This is a genomic window from Mycoplasmoides fastidiosum (assembly GCF_024498275.1).
Lineage (GTDB): Bacteria > Bacillota_I > Bacilli_A > Mycoplasmatales > Mycoplasmoidaceae > Mycoplasma_N > Mycoplasma_N fastidiosum.
On the sequence record NZ_CP101809.1, the window covers coordinates 767,034 to 787,382 of the forward strand.

The window sequence follows — 20,349 nt, forward strand, 5'->3', positions numbered from 1 at the left end:
CTCTCTTATAAGATTTCGGGTTTAGAACGGGAATAAAAACTAGCGGGATTTATATTTGCCATCAACAGTTGACACATTAATTACTTCACCAGATTTAATGAACTGGGGCACAATCACTTCTAAACCAGATTCTAATCATGCTTTTTTAGTTAATGCGGTTGCAGTATCACCCTTAACAGCATCTTCAGCTTCAACAACTAAAACTGATACAGTTTCGGGTAAATTAATTCCTAAAATCCGGTTTTCATAAAGACTAATTGTTACTTCTAAATTATCAGATAAAAAATTTTTTTCTCAATTCATTAAATCTTTAGCAATGATAATTTCATCAAATGTAGTGGCATTATAAAAAATATAACCATTATCACTTTCATATGAATAATTGGCTTTCACCCGATCAATCACTGCTTGTTCTAGTCTTTCTCCAGTAAATTCTTGAGTAATGATGGCTCCGGTTTTTAGATTTTTAATTTTACATTTAACAATTCCTCCACGCATGGCGGTTTTGTTGAAACTATGATCTAAGACTTGGTATAAATCATTTTTTCAGACAATGGTATGTCCAGAACGTAAATCTTTGGCAGGAATAAAATTAGCCATAAAAAACTCCTTTGTTTTTTTAATAAATTAGTCTAAGTTAAATTTAATTTTTTTAATTACTTGATCAGTGTTAGGATCGTAGTAACGTAGTAGTTGTTGGAAGGGTTTGGCATGATTCATGTGAGTTAAGTGGGCTAATTCATGACAAATTACATGATCAATAACATCGTGTTCAAAAGCAATTAATAAGGCGTTCAGGGCGATGATTTTTTTGGAAGAACACCAACCTCATTTCCGTTTTAAAATTTTAATTTGAACTTCAGGTAAAGCCAAACTAAATTTTTGACAAAAAAATTGCACGCGGTTTTTTAAATATTTAGCACTAATTCGTTTGACTTGTTGGAAAATATATTGGCGTTGTTTAGTTAAATCATTACCAATGGCAGTGCCTACATAAAAATAAATTTGTTCGGCTTCTAGATTATTTAACAAAATTTTACTAGTTCGCTGGTTGGTCAGTAACCGAACCAATTTATAACGTTTTCCCAATAAAAAAATTTGGTTTTGGGTTAGATCTAGTAAATGTGAATTACGCACCTTTTCAATTTTTGCTAACATTGAACTAATATTACGGTGAACAAAGTTTTCAATGTAATCATCGTTAATGTGATGTGGTGCTAAGATGATCAAATTATAATTCTCATCGTGTTTCATCGTAATGTTTTTGTACTTCATTGAACGCTTAATTTTGTACTGAATTAAAGCATTATTATGAATGACACTTTTAAACGAAATTTTTGTTTCAAAATTAGTGAATTTTAATTTGGTCATGAACCGTGCTGATAAAAACTAGTACCCGTTATCCTGACGGGCTAAATTAATTGCTCATTTTTTTTGATAAATGGTTTCAACTTGAACTTGATCAAATCCGAGTTGGAAGGCTAAAGTCAAGTATTTAGTAAATCAAGTTAAAAAAGTATTTTTTTGAGCTGTTTGTCAAAAGGTTTGGTTTAATTCTAAAAAAACCTGACTTAGAACTTGATCATCTGATTTAGGAGTTGGTGCAATTGTCAGTTCAGGGTCTAATTCATAATACAACATTAACGATAATAAAAAATGTAACCCATCAACATACTCTTCTAAAATGTGGTCAACATTAATTTGTTTATTTGCTGATCAATATTTAAAACACTTTGTTTCATTTGCTAGTTCATTTAATTCAACGACTAAAGCTAATAACCGTTCGACAAAAGTTTGTTGGTAATTAAGCGCTTTTTTAGTATGAATGTAATGATCTAACTGGGCTTGTTTAAGCAGTAAAGGTTGTAAATTCCATTTTAGAGTTTGAGACATATTTACACAAAAAATCAGTTTAAGAAACTTAAACTGATTTTTTCTCCATTACATTTTTGACAAAGTTTTCAAAAGCGGCAAAATCATTAACTGCTCATTCTGATAACATTTTGCGATTTAATTCAATGTTTTGTTGCTTTAGTTCATTAATAAATTTAGAGTATGAATAACCTAACCCCCGTACCGAAGCATTAATTCGGCTAATTCATAACCGACGTAAGTTACGGCGGTTGTTCCGTCGATCCCGGTAAGCATATTGTGCTGCTTTAATTAATGATTGGTGAGCATTTCGAAAACTAATATGTCGATTGCCTCAAAAGCCTTCAGCTTTATTTAAGACCGCTTTACGTCTTCTTCTAGTTGTATATCCGCCTTTTACACGCATATTCTTCTCCTTTGAGTTAAGTTAAATTTTAAAAAAATAAATAATCAATTAGTTAGCCTTGTAACAATTGATAAGCCCGTTTCATTTGGGGTTTGTTCAAAATAACATATTTACGGGATTGACGTTTTTGTTTAGTAGTTTTATTCGGTGCTAAGTGACTTCGAAATGATTGTTTGCGTTTTAGTTTGCCAGAACCAGTTTCTAGCACACGTTTGGCAAATGATTTTTTAGTTTTCATTTTATATTTAGCCATTGTTTTTTTCTCCTTTAGGACTATTAGATTTTAAGGGTGTGAAAAATACTTCATACATTACCGGACTGACCCGTTTTAAATCAGCCTGAGGGCTACCGTAATTTTCTAGTAATTTAGCAAATTTCTGGTAAGTTTGTTGAATTAATTCAGTTTTTGTTCCAATTCGACCATAAACTTTAATCACAAATTGCACTCGATCGCCATCTTGTAATCAACTGATTGCTTGATCGGCTTTCCATGATAAATCATGATCGTTAATTTGGGGTTTAACATTAATTGACTTCACTTTAACAAAAGTTGCTTTTTTCTTTGAATCACGTAACTTTCGTTTTTGTTCGTATAAGTGTTTTCCATAATCCATGATTTTTGCAATCACGGGATTAGATTTCTCATTAATAACAACTAAATCCAGTTCTTGTGCCTGGGCCTTAGCTAGCGCATCAGCAGTTGCTACTTCGCCAATTTTTTCGCCATTAACATCGATTAAAATCAATGTCTTGTGAAAAATCCGATCATTCATGGGGATCTGGCGGCGAGGGGGGGTATTGCGTCTGTTATGTGCGGTCAAAATCGCTCCGTTTAAGTTATATAAATTTAAATAAAATAATTTTCGAATAGGTTCAGAAACAAAAAAACTACTGCCCATTAAATAAAATTAACAAGCAGCAGAAGTGATCATATATTATAAAACATCTAATAAAAAAATTATTAGATGTTTTCTGATTTTGATGGCCCATATTCACATTTTACAGCTTAATTATGGGGGGATAAACCACTTCGCAATTATTAAGATAATAATTTGGGTTAATTATACCAAAATTGATTTCAAAAATGCTTTTATTTTTAATTAATTATTAACAAACCACCAGCTTGATTGCTGGTGGTTTGTTAATATGAAATGAGCAGATTAAGCTAAATCTATTTCGGTTTTTTACTTCGTTTAGCAATTTTATTGATGTAGAATTTTTCGATTTGATTTTTATATTTTTTTCAAAGAAAATACAATAAAAAAGTTAACCCAACTGATCCTATGACTGTGAAAATTGGTGCTATTAAAACAGTTAATTGATTTCTGAAACTGGACAAGGTATATGTAAATGTTTTTATACCTAAGTTAACTCCTTTTTCATAATAATTAGCTAGGTTTAAATTAATCTGTAATTGTCCTAGTAAATCATTAGCTTCAAGACTTATTTCGGGTTTTTCAATTCTGTGCTCATCAGCAAAACGAACTAGTGCTTCTAACCGTTGCGGGTTAGCTGTTAATACTTCTTTAACTTCAGATGGACTTAAATTCATTAATGCAGGATCAGTGGTTAACTGATCAAAATGAGTGGTAAATTCGGTTGAAAAACTAGTATTAACTTGAATTGTTAATGCTTCAAGATTTATTGGCGTCTTGCCTTGGGGATGATTTTTCACATAACCATTTACAATCTGCAGGTTTTTCAAGGTAATTTTACCCGTATTGGAATTAATTGTGATCGCATCGATTAATTTAGTATTTGGGTTAAGTCGTGCTTGGGTTAATGGGTCTTCAAAAACCGAATTTAGTCTTACCAAACCATGATTTTTAACTAACATTGTATTAAATTGTTGTTGGTTAAAAGAATTAGATTTAACAGCTGTATCAAAGGCTTTTAATAAGTCAGTAATTGATTTATTCTGACCAAATTTTTGGCGCAACCAATGGATGATAACTAAATCATTATTTGGCATTAAACTAGTGGATTGAACAGAAAAATGCAGAGTAATATCAGATTGGGTTGATGAAGGCCCAATTTGGCCGTTAACTCATGGATTTTTAATCACAATTTGACTTAAACGTAATTGACCATCAACTAAATCAATGCGACCAATTTCACCAACCGGTCCAGAATTAGTAGTTGGTTTGGCTGCATTAGATAAAACTGAAGGATCTGAATTAATTAAATAAAAAACTTTTTGATCTGCAAATTGTTTAAAGCTGAAACTTGGATCAGTTTGATGACCTAATTGTAAATTTAATTTACGCAATAAAACTGTTGGTGCTTGTTGTAAAAGGACTTGATAATCAGTGTCTGGATTAGTTACTAATGTGGTGGAACCACCGGTATTTAAAACCCAAATTTCTGTTGTTAACATTTCATAATCAGCAATAATTGTTCCTGCTTCAGTAGGGCTGTTAGCATATAAAGCAAAAATTAATTTATTAACTTTTAAAGTTCGTTCACCGCTATTGATTGTGATATCAGTCGGATAAACAACTGTGCTATCATAACTACTGTCTAAAGGCACATTTTGAGCTTCAAAAGTACTACGTCAAGCAGTTTGAATCCGATTTCAACGGTCTGATCTGCGAACGGTTAAATTTTTATGATTAGCTGTTAAAAATTCCAAATCCGCTTTCATTGTTGCTAAATCAGCATTTTTTCATAACTCAGGTAAGAAATTAGCCCTAAATTCCCCTGTGCTTAAGTGTGATGAAATTTTTTGACCACTATATTTTTTAAAGCTCACTGTGGTTTTGTTTGCTAAGAAAATACTGTAAGAAAAATCGGTAAGTCCATGTAATTCGGTTTTGCCACTGTTATGATAGTTAACAATGTAGGGTTTTTGGATTACTAATTGGGATAAATTTTTAGCATCAACTGTAATTTTTTCAGCAATTAAATAGGTTCGGTTAACTCCAATTGGGGTGAACGAATTCACAAATGCTAAATAACTTGGCAAATAAAAGTAATTGCTAAAATCTGTAGTTTTAACAGCTTGGTTTACTGCTTGTTGTTTTAGTTCATTAATACGTGCTAAATCTGCATGATTAATACGTGCTAAATTTTGTTCAATTAACGAATTGCGAATTAAATTAGTTGCTTCTTGCACTGTTTGATTAACTAGATTAGGAATCTTTAATTTAGTTATAGCTTCATCGACCACTTGTTTTTGCTCGGGAAGAATACTGCTTAAATTGTAACTGTATCCAAAATAAAATTTCGCATAATCATCTTTAAAACCATTTGGTGAACTGACTTGATGATTAATTTGGTAATGAGTTAATGAATTATTGGATCAACTATAAGTTTTAGGTTGAGTAACAACATAATCTTGGGCTGGTTGTTGATTTTTTTCAACGAAATTAGTAACTGTAATCGCTTTGGATTCAAATGTGATTGTGCCTTTGTTTAAATCAATCTTAATTTTTGCTGGATCAACTTTGTATCGGTTTTGAACTAAATTATCATTACCAATTGTTTTTTGACCAACATTTAGTGCATCGATATAAGCTGGGGCTAAAGTTGGTGAACCAAAAATTCTTTGTAGTTCTGATGTTGGTAAACTGGTTAATGCTGAACTAAAATTATTGGCTCAAACAAAAGTGTTAACCCCTCGTGCTCCAGTTATAGTATGAACTGGTAGTTCATAAGTAATTAGATCAAAGTTATCAGCACTTTGTCAATTATTGAAAACAATATTTTTAAAAGTTAAAGTTCCTGCTAAATGATCAATTATCACACTGTCATTTAATGATGCTTTTAATTGTAAATCTTTAGAACTTATATTGGTCAAATCAAACAAACTTAAATTAGCAAGATTTAAATTATTGTTCACAATTGCTTGTTTTAAATCATACAAACTCATTTGGTTAATAATTTGTTCAACCGTTGTAATTACGGAATTATTTGGATCTGTTTTAATCAAATTATGAGTCTTCAAATAATTTTTAATATTTGCAATTATTTGGTTGTCAGGTTTCCATTTCAAACTAGAAATAGGTTGTTGACCTTGATATTTAGGAGAATTTGCAACTGTTAAATATTTTGCTGTTGTAGCAGTGGATGTTGTTGTAGTTGGTTTACCATCAGTATATCTAATGCCATTTGAATAGTAATTTTTTAATTGAACGTTAATAAATTGAATTTGTCCAGTACTTTCATCAATTGAAAAATTACCATCATTTAACACTAAATCACTTCCTTTTAGTGCTAAATCAGTTGGACGATTAGCGACTGTTAAAAATGATTCTGAATTAGCTTTAAATTCAGCTTTAATTCGGTTAGGTGATTTACCTAACAATAAATTTTTTAGCTGCGTTTGTGGTTTTCAACTTAATGTAGTAGATTGATTAGCTAAACGTTCTCATAAAACAGAAATTTCTTGTTCAGGAATACCGTTGACTAAATCCGCTATAATTCGGACTCTTCAAATTAATGTTCCATTAGCATCATCTGGATATAATTGGAAGAAATTATTCGCATTGTTTGCGTTCACCACTTTTCAACTGGCAACAGCAGTTTTTACCGCGCCTAAATTAAAAATATCAGCTGCAGTAATTGCGCTAGGATTTTTAGCAGAAATATCTTGGAATAATTTTAATTTCACTGGATCGTTACTAAAACTATTTGCTGTAAAAGTTTGTTCAGCTTGATCTAAAGTTGTGATTCGACCAATAACAGTTGTCGTAGCTTTAGGTAAACCAGTTCATTTATAAGTGGCTGATTTTAATTTGTTTGGATAACTGATTTTTATTCCATTAGATAAAGTGTAGTCAGGAATTTCCACTTTAAATTCGACTGTTCCAGTTGCTTGATTTTTTACAATGTCTTTAATTCAATCAGGATGAACACTAATCAAATCGCCCTGGTTTTGTTCAATTGCACTAACACTAACTCCTAAACGAGCTTTATTGCCTAAGTAGTTAGTTTTGAAAGTTCGAGCAATTAAATTAGCATCAACACGGTTGTAATCAATGATTCTGCTAATTGCACTTTGAATTGACTGTGGCGCAACAGATTCAATGAAATTTCGGGCATTAACTGCAGATGAACTAAAGGTTTCTCAAGTTCCGCGAACCGTCTCGCGTTGCATTTGGGCTTTGGCAAATCCGGTAATAGTTTGATTAACTTTAACATCAATGGTTGGAGTTGCATCTTTAATAGCAACCGCATTAGAATCACCTGGTTGCATTAGTCGACCTTGACGCGAATACCCTGGAGAATAAACTCGGAATTGGTAATTTACAGATCCAGATTCAGCATCATAATTGAAAGTTATATCTTTTTCATTTAAGTTTTTTAAATAAATGCGGTCGAATTGCTGACTGGTTTTTCAGAATTTATTTTCCCCATTTAAAATATCTTGAGCATTAACATTTTGCGGAAACTTATTTTGGTATTCAGATAAATTGAAATTAGAAGTCTGGCTTATTTGTGTTGCAAAATTATTAACAACATTTAAATCAGTTGAAATTTGATCAACCACATTAAAATGACTTGAGTAATTGTACAAACCATTACTTGTTTTTAACGAAGAAGTATAGGGGGTTGGTGTAGATGGTTGGACGCCAAAACTACTTGGACGGTTAATGTTAGAAACCCATGTTGCTGGTGCCATGCCAGTTAAATAAGCAGAAGGAATCGTACCATAATAACTAGCAAAATGGCGAATTGTTTCAATAACCGTTTTTTGATTTTCTTGTAATTTTCTATCTTTTGTTTGATTAAAAAGATTAATTGGGTTCTCAGCATAATTAGCCATTAATCCCGTTCGCGATGTGCCAGATGGAGCAAAATCTAATTGAGCATTAAAATTTTGATAATTTGCTGCATCATAAAACACATTACCATCAAAAGTGTTAACAGCATAGTCAGCACCTCGATCAGTTTTAGCAAAGGATTTAGCAGTTACGAAATAAGTGCGGAAGGGTTTATACCGTTTGTAATAAGTTTGATTAGTAGGATCTGTAAAACTCATTTTTTGGTTTTTAGCTGTATCTGAATTTACAGGTACAAACCCTTTAGTTCCCCAGAATCCGCTTTTAACACCATTATTAGTGCCTTTAATGAATTCATCTAGAGTGGGGGCGGTTGGGTCATTTATATTAGGGCTGTATAATCCAGTTCAAGTTCCGTTAGTTGCTTTACCAAAATCAGATAATTTAGGCACATTCCACTTGATTCCTCCCCCCGTTTTTGATTCTGTTCCAGCATATTCATCTTTGGATGGATCAGTTGCATAAACAGCATTATCCCAATCATTTCCTTCAGAATTATCAGTTCGAGAATCTTCAGTTTGTTCAAACAAACCATAGCCATTAAAGGATCGAAAACCATAAACCCCAAATAATGGTCGGTTGAAGTTGTAACCAGGTTCAAATTTTTTGGATCAGGCATTTAAATTCATGATTGGAAAAATTGAATCGGGTTGGGGTACTAATAATTCGGCATTAGCATTCGGATTATTTTCATCACCCTTGCTTTTTGCAGTAGTGATGATTGCTTCTTGAGTAGCTTTGTAAGCTGATCTTTTATAGTCTTCTAAACCTAAATAAAGCTTGACACTTTTCTGTTGGGGAGCGGTTGCTGATTTGGCGTCAAATGTCACATTCCCGTTCTGGAAAACCATCGGTGATGTCAAATTATTATTCCCAAAATCAAAATAAGGCTTCTTTCCACCAGCATCAGCTTTCATGTCAGACCCTGGAGTAACACTTGAATCTAAATTATTGGATTGGGTTGAATTGGGAACATCATTATAGTTACCAAAGGTTAAACCCCGAATTGGCCAAGGTGATTGGCGTCAGCGGGCGACTTGTTCATCTGTGTATTTATATTCATTAGAACCACCTGTTTTCTTGTCACCCGAATTATAGACACTAATGCCATATGGACCGCGAATACTTGGGTCTTGAATACTTAATAATCCACTCGTATTTTGGGTTGTTTTTAGTGAATACCATGGAGTAGCATAAACCCCCATTGGATCAGTGTCAGTGCCTGAACCTAATTTATTGTGGCTAAGATTTAAGTAGGCTAAATTAATTTTTAAATAATATTTAGGAATTTCGCGAATACTATTATGACTTAAATCATAAAAGCGGGGAACTCCTGTCCGAAGTGGTTTATTATATTGTTCTTCTGCTTTTTTTCTTGCATCTGTATTTTCTTGGGTTTGATCGAATGGGTCTTCAACATATGAACTAACATCAATCATCTTGTTCAAATTAGCATATGATGCCAAAATTTTATATAGTTTAGGCATCTGTGCTTTAGCAAATTTGATTTCATAATCACCAAAATTATTATTGGATAGATTAATGCTTCATAAATTAGATCAAACTAAGGCGGGATTGAAAATATCATCAATTTCGGTTAAACTTAAATTACTTAAATCGAGTTCAGTAATTTTTTGAAGTTGTTCTTTAGTAAATGTTGAATTAACATCTAGATCAAAAGCAACACTTGTATTTGCAGTTTTTAAAGCTGTTAAAATTCGATTAGCCATAGCAGGAGAACTAAACACATCAATAATGCGCCGAGCTCCTTCACTAGTCCATGGCACATAATTAACAACTCTTGCTGCTTGATGATCAATGTTATTTTCAAGCAGATGGTTTTTAGTTAACGGTTTTACTTGGCTAAAGTAATTAATTGTTAAACCCACACTAGCTAATCCAACTAATCCAAAAGTGAAGAGATTAGCTTTGACCAATTTGTTATGCAAAATTTTTAATTTCTGTTTCATGAATTGTTATTTAGTTTTAGTTGAACTAAAACCTTTGGATTTTTTTAATTTTTGAGGACCAACTTTAGTTGGCCTAGAATGAGATGAATCTCGACCTGTTAATGTGTATTTAATACTGTTAGTTGTGTGACGATGACGTCAAATTCCATAATAAACAGCAATTGCCAAAAGACTTAAAGTAACTAAAATTCATGGTAAGTGAGTTGTTAAGAAATACTGCGAATTCGAATTAAAACCAGTAATAACCAATTCTTGCTGTAAGTTTTTGATTTGTCCATCAACAAAAGCATTTTCAATTTCATACTGGATTACAATTGTGCCCTTAGCAATATCAGAATAAACATCATGAATAATTAAACGCTGGCCATTGTTTTTACTAATTAACACTTGATTTAACTGCAAATATCGGTAGGCTAAAGCAAAATGCTCAGTTTGCAAAGCCATAGTTGCATCACGAATATTACTTTGAATCCCATCACGAACTAACTGATTAGAAACTTGTTCATCTTCGACAACGATTACTCCAGTATTAACTAATTTCAAACGGGTTAATTCAATTCGAGCTTGGGTTGGATCAGTGAGGAATTGGTCTAAATTAACTGGGTCAGGATTTAAATCCATGGCAGTCACTTGATAACTATTAACAATTTGAATACTACCTGGTAAAAAAGTTAGCTGACCAATTCCATCATTAATTAATAAGTATTTAGTCATTTGTTCAACTGGGGTATCATGAGCTAATAATTCAGCTAAATCGGGATTTAAAACCAGTGATAAAGGTTGGGTTGGCCGGGAAAAACCTTGAACATGAAGAAATGATTGTAAGAAAGTATTAATTGCTGCTGGTTCGTTTAAATTTCTTTTTAATCAAGCTAAAATATCAGAACCTGAAACTGTATTGATTCGACTCAAGGTGCCATTAAAATTAATTTCGTATTCACTATCTTTATAATTTTGTGGAGTAATAATAATTGGTTGACGTTTAAAGCCTTGAATAATTACATTACTTAAACCAATGTTTTGATAATTGCCAAAATTATCAATTAATTGTTCACTGCTTTTATTAGGATCAAAAATATTTTGTAAAATTTGCAGTTGCTCAACAGAAGCATTATCAACATTAAAGTGCAGGAACGGATTTAATAGATATATTTGTTCATTCTTAACACTATAATGCACGTCTTGTTTGCGAACATTTAAACTAACATGAAATTTATTCAATTGTTCTTTTAAAGTTTTTAAAGCATCTGCGTGATGCTTGCTAGTGTCAGCCATTGCAATACCGGTATTATCAACTAGTTGTCAAGTAGCTAGATCAAATAAGGATTCAGAGCTATTTAAAACAATGTATTCATCATTAACTGGATTATTATGAGTAATTAATGCTTTGTAATAATCTTCCACTGTTCAATTTTTTAAAGTCGCATTAGTTACTACCCCCGATACTTTCTGACCATCTAACGCGGTTAATTGATCATCATCAGTGCGAAGTTTAAAATTATTTTCAGCATAGTTTTTTCAGGTTGGTAATAAAAATGTTCCTAAAGTATTAGTAATTTTGAAACTTTGTTCTTTATTATCCAAAGTAAAGTGTTGTCCATCAAATCCGGTAATATAATTTTCAACTTTTACTTTTACATCTAAACTGCCCTCGTTATAGTTTAAATTGGTAAATTCCAACATACTAAACTTGGTCATTTGATTTACATCTGCAGTTTTTACATCTTTAGTTTTAAATCGTTCACTAAAAAATCGATCCGCATCCGGATTAGTGTAATAAACAGGGTGAATAAATTTAAATTTCAAAATGTTAATGGCATCTTGAGCCGCTAATAAATCAGGTCCTGTTAAAGGATTAGAGTCTGTAGAAGCATAAAGTTTTTGGGCTTTAGCTAATAAATCTTCTAATTGATTAACAATCCCTAACACACTTTCATTGGCAAAAGTGCGATTAACATCTTCGTTATCAGCATAAGGTAATTTCTTTTTAATTGACTCATCAATGCGGAAAAAGTAATTACTTAAAAAGAAACTGATTGGTTTGTCATAAAATTCTGGAGTTGGATTACGTTCCGCTTTTTGATCATTTTTGTAAACATTATTTACAAACAAAGTATTAGCAGCAATTTTGACTTCACCAGTGGAATTATTAATTTCAATTCCACTGAAGTTATTCAAATCAACATGAGTTTGATAACTAGTATTAGACGTTGAAGTGTTGAGAACATGATTTAAAAACCCAGTTAAACTATCATAACCCTGATAATCTAATTGACTAACTAATAAACTACTTTGTCGATTTTTTAACCTTCTTAATTCAGCTAATCATTCACTTGGTAATAAATCTTTTCATTTATTATTTAGTGCATCTTCAAATAGGGTTTTACCATCTGCATAAGATGATGTTGAAGTTAATCCAGTCACTGGTTTTTTATAAGCATTACTGATTGTGTGATATTGAGTTGTATTGGGCTTTAAAGCAACTAATAATGAAGGTAAAGTATTAATTGGAGCGCCAGTGTCTGAACCAGCATAAAATTTACCGTTTAGATAACCACCTTTAATTGTTAGCGAATTAATACCAACTAAATTTGCATCATCTTTTGTAATTACATTAGTTTTAATTTCCGTAGCACTTAAAGTGGCTCCACCATGGAAACCAATTACTAATTGATTTTTCTTATCATCTGTTAATGTTGTTGAGCCACTCAATTCTTGCTCACCATTAAAACTGGGTGCAGTTCCGTTCAAATCTAATAAGGGCAAAATTAGTTGGTTGAAATTCTTTGGATTTGATGCAGCGTCTAATAATGCTTTTTTGAAATCACTAACTGGTTTATCTTGATAGTCATTATGAGCAATAAAAGCAATTCCAGATAATCGGTCATTATTTTGTTTTCAACCAAAAGAGGAATTAAAACTTGATAAACCAAAAATGCTAGCATTTTTCACATCAATTAGAGCACCTAAAACTCCAGAGGCGTTTTTTTCGAACAAACTAACTGCAAAATCAATACTGCCAACTTCAGGATTGCGATTAATATCTGTTAATTGTAATTCAGTTTCAGGCGGTAAAAATTGATTTAGTTCATTGGTTGCTTCAGATCATTTTTTTGAATTAGCATTCTCTTCTTGTCCATTAATTGTTTGGAAGGTTTTTAAAGTGACAAACTCCTTCAATTTCTCTTCAGTATAGTCAAGTGCAGCTAAATTTTTTTGTGTTTTTGTAGTATCAATTGAATAACTAAATTTTTTAAAAGTAGTAATAGTGTGATTTTGCACCAAATTAATTCCGCCATTGTTAACATTAGAATTAATTTGTAAAGTAAATGATAGTGTTCCATCATTTTTATTAAAAAAGACACTACTAATATATTGTTCAGGATTTTTTAAATCAGATAATTTATGAATATTTTGTTGTCCTAAACTATTATCTGCTGAATTACTAATTGGATTTGTAGTTGTTGCGGTATCCGAACTACTTAGTTTTATATCAATCCAACGAACTCCAACATGTTTTTTAATTCATTCAATTGCTTCATTTCGATCCTTGGGAGCAAATTGCATTGGAGCACTAGTGGTCTCGTCAAAATTCTCAACAACTTTTTCGTTATTAACTAAAAAGGCTGTTTGAGTTGCAAAATTAGTTAATGTGACATCCGCAATTGAAATGCGATTTCCAGTTGGGTCATTCACATTAAAACCAACAACAATTTGGTTATTAATTAAATCAACGGATTTTATTTGTATAGAACTAGAATCATTCTTAATATAATTTTGAATATAAGAAGTTCCTGTAGTTCATGATTCAACTTCATTTGATAAATCTTGAGTTGTAATGGATGAAGCAAAGTTATATCTTTTTGTGAAATTGGTTTTAGTAATATCTAATGTGTGATCTTTATCTTTTACTGAACCACTATCATTGACATTCAGTGTATAAGTTGTATCTGTTAAGACATTGATTGTATAACGATAAGTTCATTCTTGGGTTGGCGCTGAAACAATCAAATTATAAGAGGGTGACTTAGGAATAGCTGTACCACTGTCAGTTTGAGCAAATTTATTCAGTGGAATGCCCACTGATTTATTTCCCGTTGCACTTGTTCAAGGTTTGGCATTTTTGCGCCCATTGTAATATGGTAATTGGCCTAAAACTTGGGTTAAAAAATTATAACCGTTGTTAGACTGTGATCCAGATCCGCTACTTGAAGAAGTGGTATTATCAGTTGGGTTATATCCGGCTTCTGGCAAATCTTGAAAATTTAGGGTAGAAGCATCTAAGCCATTCGCATTGGCATAGAGATGAACTCAATCAATATTTGAAAAATGATTTGGAGCAACATTTTCTCCATCCTGATCAACTAAAGAGACTTGAATCATTTGACTTGAACCAGTTCGACCATTTTGTTTCCCTCAAGAATTCAAAACCGAATGGTTTTGGGGAAGGGTTCTGGTTATGATGTAAGGTATTTGGGAATTATATGATTTGTAAGCATCAGATGTTTCTTTTAAAATTGCATCATCAAACATTTTGCGAGCAAGATCAGAATTAGTTCCACTAACATCAGAACTGCTTGTTGATAAAGTTGTTGAAGCAGTAGTACCAATTTGTTTTAGTTCAGCATTAGAATTAAAACCAGGCAAAATAAATGCTTGATCTGATTTTGATTTGGCAACAGTTATGTTGTAGTTAATGGTTTTATTATAACTTTGGGAATAAGTTAAAATTTTATTGTCATTTAGTTGATTGAAAAAAATTCCATATAAATTATTAGTACCTCTGCGAGCACCAGTATCAGTTGCAATATCATGAATAAAATTACCATCAAAAACACCTAAATAGGTAGAAAAAATTCCTCCATCTTCAGGACCAATTCAAACCCGATGAAACCATGGATAAAACTCTGTTGACTTGTTTCCAATTTGATGATTTCAAGGACCAACTGGATAACCATTAACATTAGAGTTGACGTTTGCACCATCTCCTTTAACTCTTTTAGATGTAGGGATCGTTAATTTTGGTCAAGTATATCAACTACTATCAGTGTCTTGTTGGGGTCAAAAATCTAATAATTGATTGCCATAGAATGAAAAACTAGGCAAGGTGAAACTATAATTGCCCATTTTTAATGCATCTAATATCCGTTGTTCTTGAGCGTTTCAATCAGTTGGTCTATTTTCATTATCTTGATTATAGTATTTACTTCAATTACTTGGATTAACAGTATTGTAAAAGTTTTGGTTTAAATTAGAAATGAAGAAAATTAAACCATGAAACCAAGGTAATGGTTTAGCCGCAATGGGAGTGATATAACGCAACCGGTTATTTCCAAAATCAACATTAGTAAACATGTTTTTAGATAAGGGAATACGTTCAATCTGATTGTTGGAAAAATCAATCCGATAAATGTCTTTAGAAATATCTAAACGAACTCCGCCAAAATTGATACCCTTATTTAAATTAAAGCTTGTAGCACTATTAGTATTTATTAGGGCTCCATCACTTGTTGTTGTGATGTTGCTATTAGTATCATAAGGAATATTTGTAGAGCCCTCAGTTGGGTTTAAACCATTATTATTTGTGGTTGAGGAAGAAGAATTTTCATTAATATATTTTTCTCCATTTTTACCACGAAAATAAAAAGGGTCTGCTGAAATTGCATCTAAAAAACTATCATAATTATTAATTGTTCTTTGGCCAGACTTAGTTACTGAGCTAACAGAAGAACCTCCATAATTAATATTTTTTAAGGTTTCAGTCAATCATTTTTTAATTGCTTTTACTGGTTCTAAATTTTTAGTTTCATCCTCTTCTCACAAACTTTTCAAATAATCATAATAATTTTGGTTTGTTTTGGTTATTGATGAACTTTGCAATTCATCATCTGTTTGGTATTCAGTTGAATAGTGATTATTACTAAAAGTGTTAAAATCTCCGATGGCTTGAATGGCGTTTTTACTGGCCCGAATGTTTTTTAAAGCCGGAAAATTTTTGTAGTTGGGATTAGGAAAATGCGTGATGATATTATCATCAACATTAATCGTACTTAAACCCCGGTAACGAATTTCAAAATTAGAAGCACCAGTAATTCTAGGTGAAGAATTAGCTGTTCCCAATAAATCATAAATACCCAAACCTCAGCGGAGGTTTGGGTTAAAAATTTCAGCAATTGAATTAAGTGCTTGGTTAGATAAATCTAAAGTAAGATTAACTTGATCAAAAGCATTAAATCATTCATCTTTACTAAAATTATCGTTTAAAGTTTTTCCTAAAAGTCCAGCTACTGCTTGACGAATCGCTCGGGTTGGAAAAAACTTAGATAATTGGTTATTAGAAGTTTCTAAAGTAGGTCATGTATTATCAGCAAATAAACCTGGAGGTGGAGCAAATTTAACATCATTAATCTGCTTGGTTTTTTTATTGTATTGGACATACTTTAGGTTGACATAATCATAGGCATTAGCTTTTGTTGTTTGATTATTTTTAGTCAAACTAACTTCAGTTGATACCACCCGAATTCCCGTTTTCGGCAAATCACCCCGAAATGAGATTGCTTTAGTGTTGTCTTCGATGATAATATTTTCTAGATCAGCTAAATCTCGGCCTAAAAAAGCACTCAAATCTGTATCATCATCATTGTTAGATGGATCAGTCATAACAGCAGAAACACCAGTTGTTCCTGCTTGTTCAATTCTGGATAAACGTGCTTGTACTGGATCGAATTGTGAATCAGCTTGTTGTTGAATGGCAGCTTGTTCAGTGAAATAAATTGATGTACTAAACCCAACACTAGCTGATGCTAAAATTGCCAAACTCACTAATCAACTAGCTGTCTGACTAAAATAAAATTTATGTTTCTTATCAAAAAATAAATTTTTGAACTTTAGAATCATTTTATGATGGAGTGATAGACAATTAAAGTGCTAACAACCTGTAACCAAAAAATAACATACCAAAATTTCTTAGTAAGACCAATTTCAAAGCTTACTAAGTAGTTTTAAGGCCATCTAATTAATTACACCATTTTTATATTATCTATCTAGCGAAAACTTATTTTATCATATCCAGATTAAGGATCAAAATCAGAAATAAATAGTTTGAATTAATGCTATATCAAACCTATAATTCCCGTGTAATTAATTGAAAAATAACGATTAAACACTTTTTTAAGTTCAACTCAACAATTTTATTGTATTATTTTGGTATAAAAATAATACTAGATTAATACCGCTTTAATACAAAGAAATTCCCTAAAAAATAAAAAACAGATCAAGCAATTTGATCTGTTTTTTTAGTATTGATTTTTAACTTTAATAGTTATTCGCTAATTGATTTAGTTTTCAAACTTTTTCGATAATGAAATTGTTTTTTAAAGCCTTTTAAATCAGCAAAGAAAAACTGATTACGTGCTACTTGAAACAAGAATAAAAATAATGCAAACAACAACAGAAATAAAACATAAAAAATAATGTTGAATGGACGACCAAAAGTGTAGTGACTTGGCATGAGTAATTCAGGACTTAGATTTTGATTAGATCCCACTAAATTCGTTGCACCATCATTAGCACCACTAAACAAACTCAAACTACCATCTGTGTTTTTTAAGGCTGCAATGCGAGCAACAGAATCATAACCTAAGTTTGGGTTTAAATTAGTAAAACCATTGTAAACAACATAAACCCCAACTAATGAAACTAGTAATGAATAAATCAAAAACACTAAAGGATAAATTAAGCCATAAATAACTAATTTACCAAAACCAAATAACTGGTTTTTTAGAACGCTTTGGGCTTGAATTTTCACAAAGTGTTTTGCATCAGCTAACCAGTAAGCAACTGCTAAAATTGGAGCAATCACATGATTTCAAATCGATACACTTGAATCAATTCGTTCCATGTTATTTCCAATACTTGTTCAAGTGGCGTAATTGCTACGCAAACCAATAAAAAAGTTATAACCAATAAAAGTCACACTAATATAACTTAAGATGGTTACAATCACGTAATAATTTTTAAAAATCTTACTAGCTGGTTTAAAAAAATACCAACTAAAAAAGAAAGTAATTAATAAATTACTTTGGGTTGTGAACGTTCCTAAATTAGTTCACCAAATTAATAAAGTGTAATTATTTTCAGGATAAATAATCCCGCGTAAAATTGTTAAACTAGAAAACCCAATTAATAACAACATAAATCCTAAACCTAGACTATTCAGAAGTTTATAAGTTCCAAACTGTTTTGAAGTTAATAGTTGTTGAGCTTGGGGATAGGGATTATGTTGATCCTTTCAGGTAAGTGCAAATTTGATTCTTTTGCTAAAGACTAAAAAATCTGCTTTTAATTGATTAAAGGAATAATTAAATTGCATCTTTTTTCCAAGTTGATCTATATATTCTATTTTTCGTAATAACAATTTTATCCCCTTATTTAAAAAATTCAACAAAAATCACCAAGTAAAAATTTCGCTAAAAATTTCTGGTAATTTCAAGAAAAACTTGGTAAAATTTGCTCTAATCTTTAGTTTGGAAAATTATATGTCTAATACTTCATTATTCCTAATTTTACAAGTTAAATCACCACAGACAAAATGTTGTTGTAGTCCAACCATTTTGTATCGCTTTCATGCCCAGATTTCATGTTAGCTGTTTTGAAATAATTAAATTCAGCTAGCAATTTTCTAACAATTTTAGAAAAAACCGAAGAAATAATGAAAACAGATACATCATTTTTTAGTAAATGAGTATCTGTTTTTTATTTTGTCTTGAAATAAAATCAGTCAAAAAATAATTAATTTACTAACTCATGCCAGTTCAATCAGATAATTTTTTTAAATCCTTTTTAGGAATTTCTTTTGCTCAATCATATGCCTTTTTTGCGGTTTCACTTTTATTAATTTTGATGGTGGTGACCATTCGTATTTTTACGAAAAAAGTTTGACCTGCTAAAGCCCATTTAGCTTGAAACTTTAGTTTATATTTTGCGATTATTGGTGCTTTAGTTTTAGGATTAGTCTTTGCGGGATTAAATCGATTTAAAGGTTTAACTGTGCTTGAAGCTGCTGATGGAACTAAAGCATATGCTTATGACTGAATTTATGAAGTGAACGGGTTAACCCGAATTTATGCAACCGTATTTACCAGTTCAATTTCATTAGTAGTTGGACCTTTAATTTTCTTTGGGATTGGGAGCAAAATTGCAACATACACCCATTCTAAATCCTTAGCTCACAGTATTAAATACATGCTAATAGCTGTAGCATTGGCGGTTCTGTTAGGAATTGCTTTATTTCAAGTGTTTCGGATACTGCCTAACATTAGTTTGCAATTTAACCAAGGTAAAATTGAATCTCCTGCTTATACTAGTATTTTATTAACTATTGTCAGTTGATTACCCCGCAATGTTTTGGGTTCAACAGGGTTTAGTTTTTTCTCTATTAGTGTGTTAGTTTTTGCATTAATTTTAGGATTTGCTGTTTATTTAGGTAAAAAACATCACCCTAATGACAAACACTTTGGTTTAGCTAGTGATTTTTTAGTAGCTGGGTTCAAAGTTTTTAATGTAATTGCTGATTTAATTTTTGAATTCTTACCAATTGGGGTGTTTGGTTTATTCATTAGTGCAATTATTCGTAATGGCGGGAATTTATTTATTTCTTTAGCCTGATTTGTGATTGTGTTCTTTTTAGCAATGTTATTGTTATTTTTGGTGCAATTAGGGTTTATTTGGTACAAAACCAAACTTAACCCCGTTGCTTATTTGAAAAAAGCTGCTAAGCCTCTTTTAAGTGCGTTTTTAACTTCTTCATCAAATTTAACCACTCCTTTAAGTCAAAAATCATTAGAAAATGAATTTCGCACCGATCAAGTCACTGCTTCAACGATGCCAATTTTAGGCACAACAATGGGCATGGTTGCTTGTGGGGCGTTATATCCAACAATGGCCGCGGGATTTGTTTTATTTGTTGATAATCCGTTTGGTGAAATGGATTTAAGTTCCACAATTATTTTTCTAGTTTTCTTGTTTTTTGGAACTTTTTTCAGTTCTTTTGGTTTATCAGGAGTCCCTGGAGTAGCTTCGGTTGTTACCCGAAATGTTTTTGCTATCACTAATTTACCGTTTGGAGCAACAATTGGCGCACTATTAGCAATTGATCCAGTGATCGACATGTTCCGAACTTTTTTAAATGTGAACGGGATCATTATGGCTGCAGTAGCTGGAGATTATCAAAGTAAAAATCCCAAAAAATCTAGATTAATTAAGCATATAAAAAAATGAAAACCAGAACCAATTAAGTCCGCTTAATCTAAAAAATGGG

General features: G+C 31.7%; 10 protein-coding genes. 1 reads left to right on the plus strand and 9 read right to left on the minus strand.

What is annotated here, in order from left to right; translation table 4 throughout:
• Positions 1–39 precede the first annotated feature (39 nt).
• The 9 genes from efp to NPA10_RS02675 all read right to left on the minus strand — a co-directional run bounded on the left by efp (position 40) and on the right by NPA10_RS02675 (position 18,402).
• Positions 40–600 (minus strand): elongation factor P, encoded by a 561-nt coding sequence (gene efp / locus NPA10_RS02635; protein WP_256547170.1) that lies wholly within the window; start codon positions 598–600, stop codon positions 40–42.
• 27 nt (positions 601–627) lie between these two features.
• On the minus strand, positions 628–1,371 hold the full coding sequence (locus NPA10_RS02640) for a M48 family metallopeptidase (RefSeq protein ID WP_256547171.1): 744 nt from the start codon (positions 1,369–1,371) through the stop codon (positions 628–630).
• Positions 1,372–1,389: 18 nt separating this feature from the next.
• A complete protein-coding gene (locus NPA10_RS02645; RefSeq protein WP_256547172.1) occupies positions 1,390–1,893 on the minus strand; it encodes a dUTP diphosphatase in 504 nt (167 codons plus the stop codon).
• A 28-nt stretch (positions 1,894–1,921) separates the two neighbouring features.
• Positions 1,922–2,278 (minus strand): 50S ribosomal protein L20, encoded by a 357-nt coding sequence (gene rplT, locus NPA10_RS02650; RefSeq protein ID WP_256547173.1) that lies wholly within the window; start codon positions 2,276–2,278, stop codon positions 1,922–1,924.
• Between the two features lie 52 nt (positions 2,279–2,330).
• Positions 2,331–2,531: a 50S ribosomal protein L35 gene (rpmI, locus tag NPA10_RS02655; RefSeq protein WP_256547174.1), complete on the minus strand. Its 201-nt coding sequence runs from the start codon at positions 2,529–2,531 to the stop codon at positions 2,331–2,333.
• Positions 2,524–3,099, minus strand: coding sequence for a translation initiation factor IF-3 (gene infC, locus NPA10_RS02660; protein WP_256547175.1), 576 nt, complete (start codon positions 3,097–3,099; stop codon positions 2,524–2,526). Before infC ends, rpmI begins: the two co-directional genes overlap by 8 nt.
• A 350-nt stretch (positions 3,100–3,449) precedes the next feature.
• Positions 3,450–10,031, minus strand: a complete 6,582-nt coding sequence (locus NPA10_RS02665; protein WP_256547176.1) for a hypothetical protein — start codon at positions 10,029–10,031, stop codon at positions 3,450–3,452.
• Between the two features lie 6 nt (positions 10,032–10,037).
• Complete coding sequence (locus NPA10_RS02670; RefSeq protein ID WP_256547177.1) at positions 10,038–16,928, minus strand: hypothetical protein; 6,891 nt, start codon at positions 16,926–16,928, stop codon at positions 10,038–10,040.
• Positions 16,929–17,352: 424 nt separating this feature from the next.
• A complete protein-coding gene (locus tag NPA10_RS02675; RefSeq protein ID WP_256547178.1) occupies positions 17,353–18,402 on the minus strand; it encodes a DUF1600 domain-containing protein in 1,050 nt (349 codons plus the stop codon).
• Between the two features lie 434 nt (positions 18,403–18,836).
• Here NPA10_RS02675 and NPA10_RS02680 point away from each other — a divergent pair, with 434 nt between their 5' ends.
• The gene (locus NPA10_RS02680) at positions 18,837–20,336 is read left to right on the plus strand and encodes a dicarboxylate/amino acid:cation symporter (protein ID WP_256547179.1); all 1,500 of its coding nucleotides are present in this window, start codon (positions 18,837–18,839) and stop codon (positions 20,334–20,336) included.
• Positions 20,337–20,349: the final 13 nt, after the last annotated feature.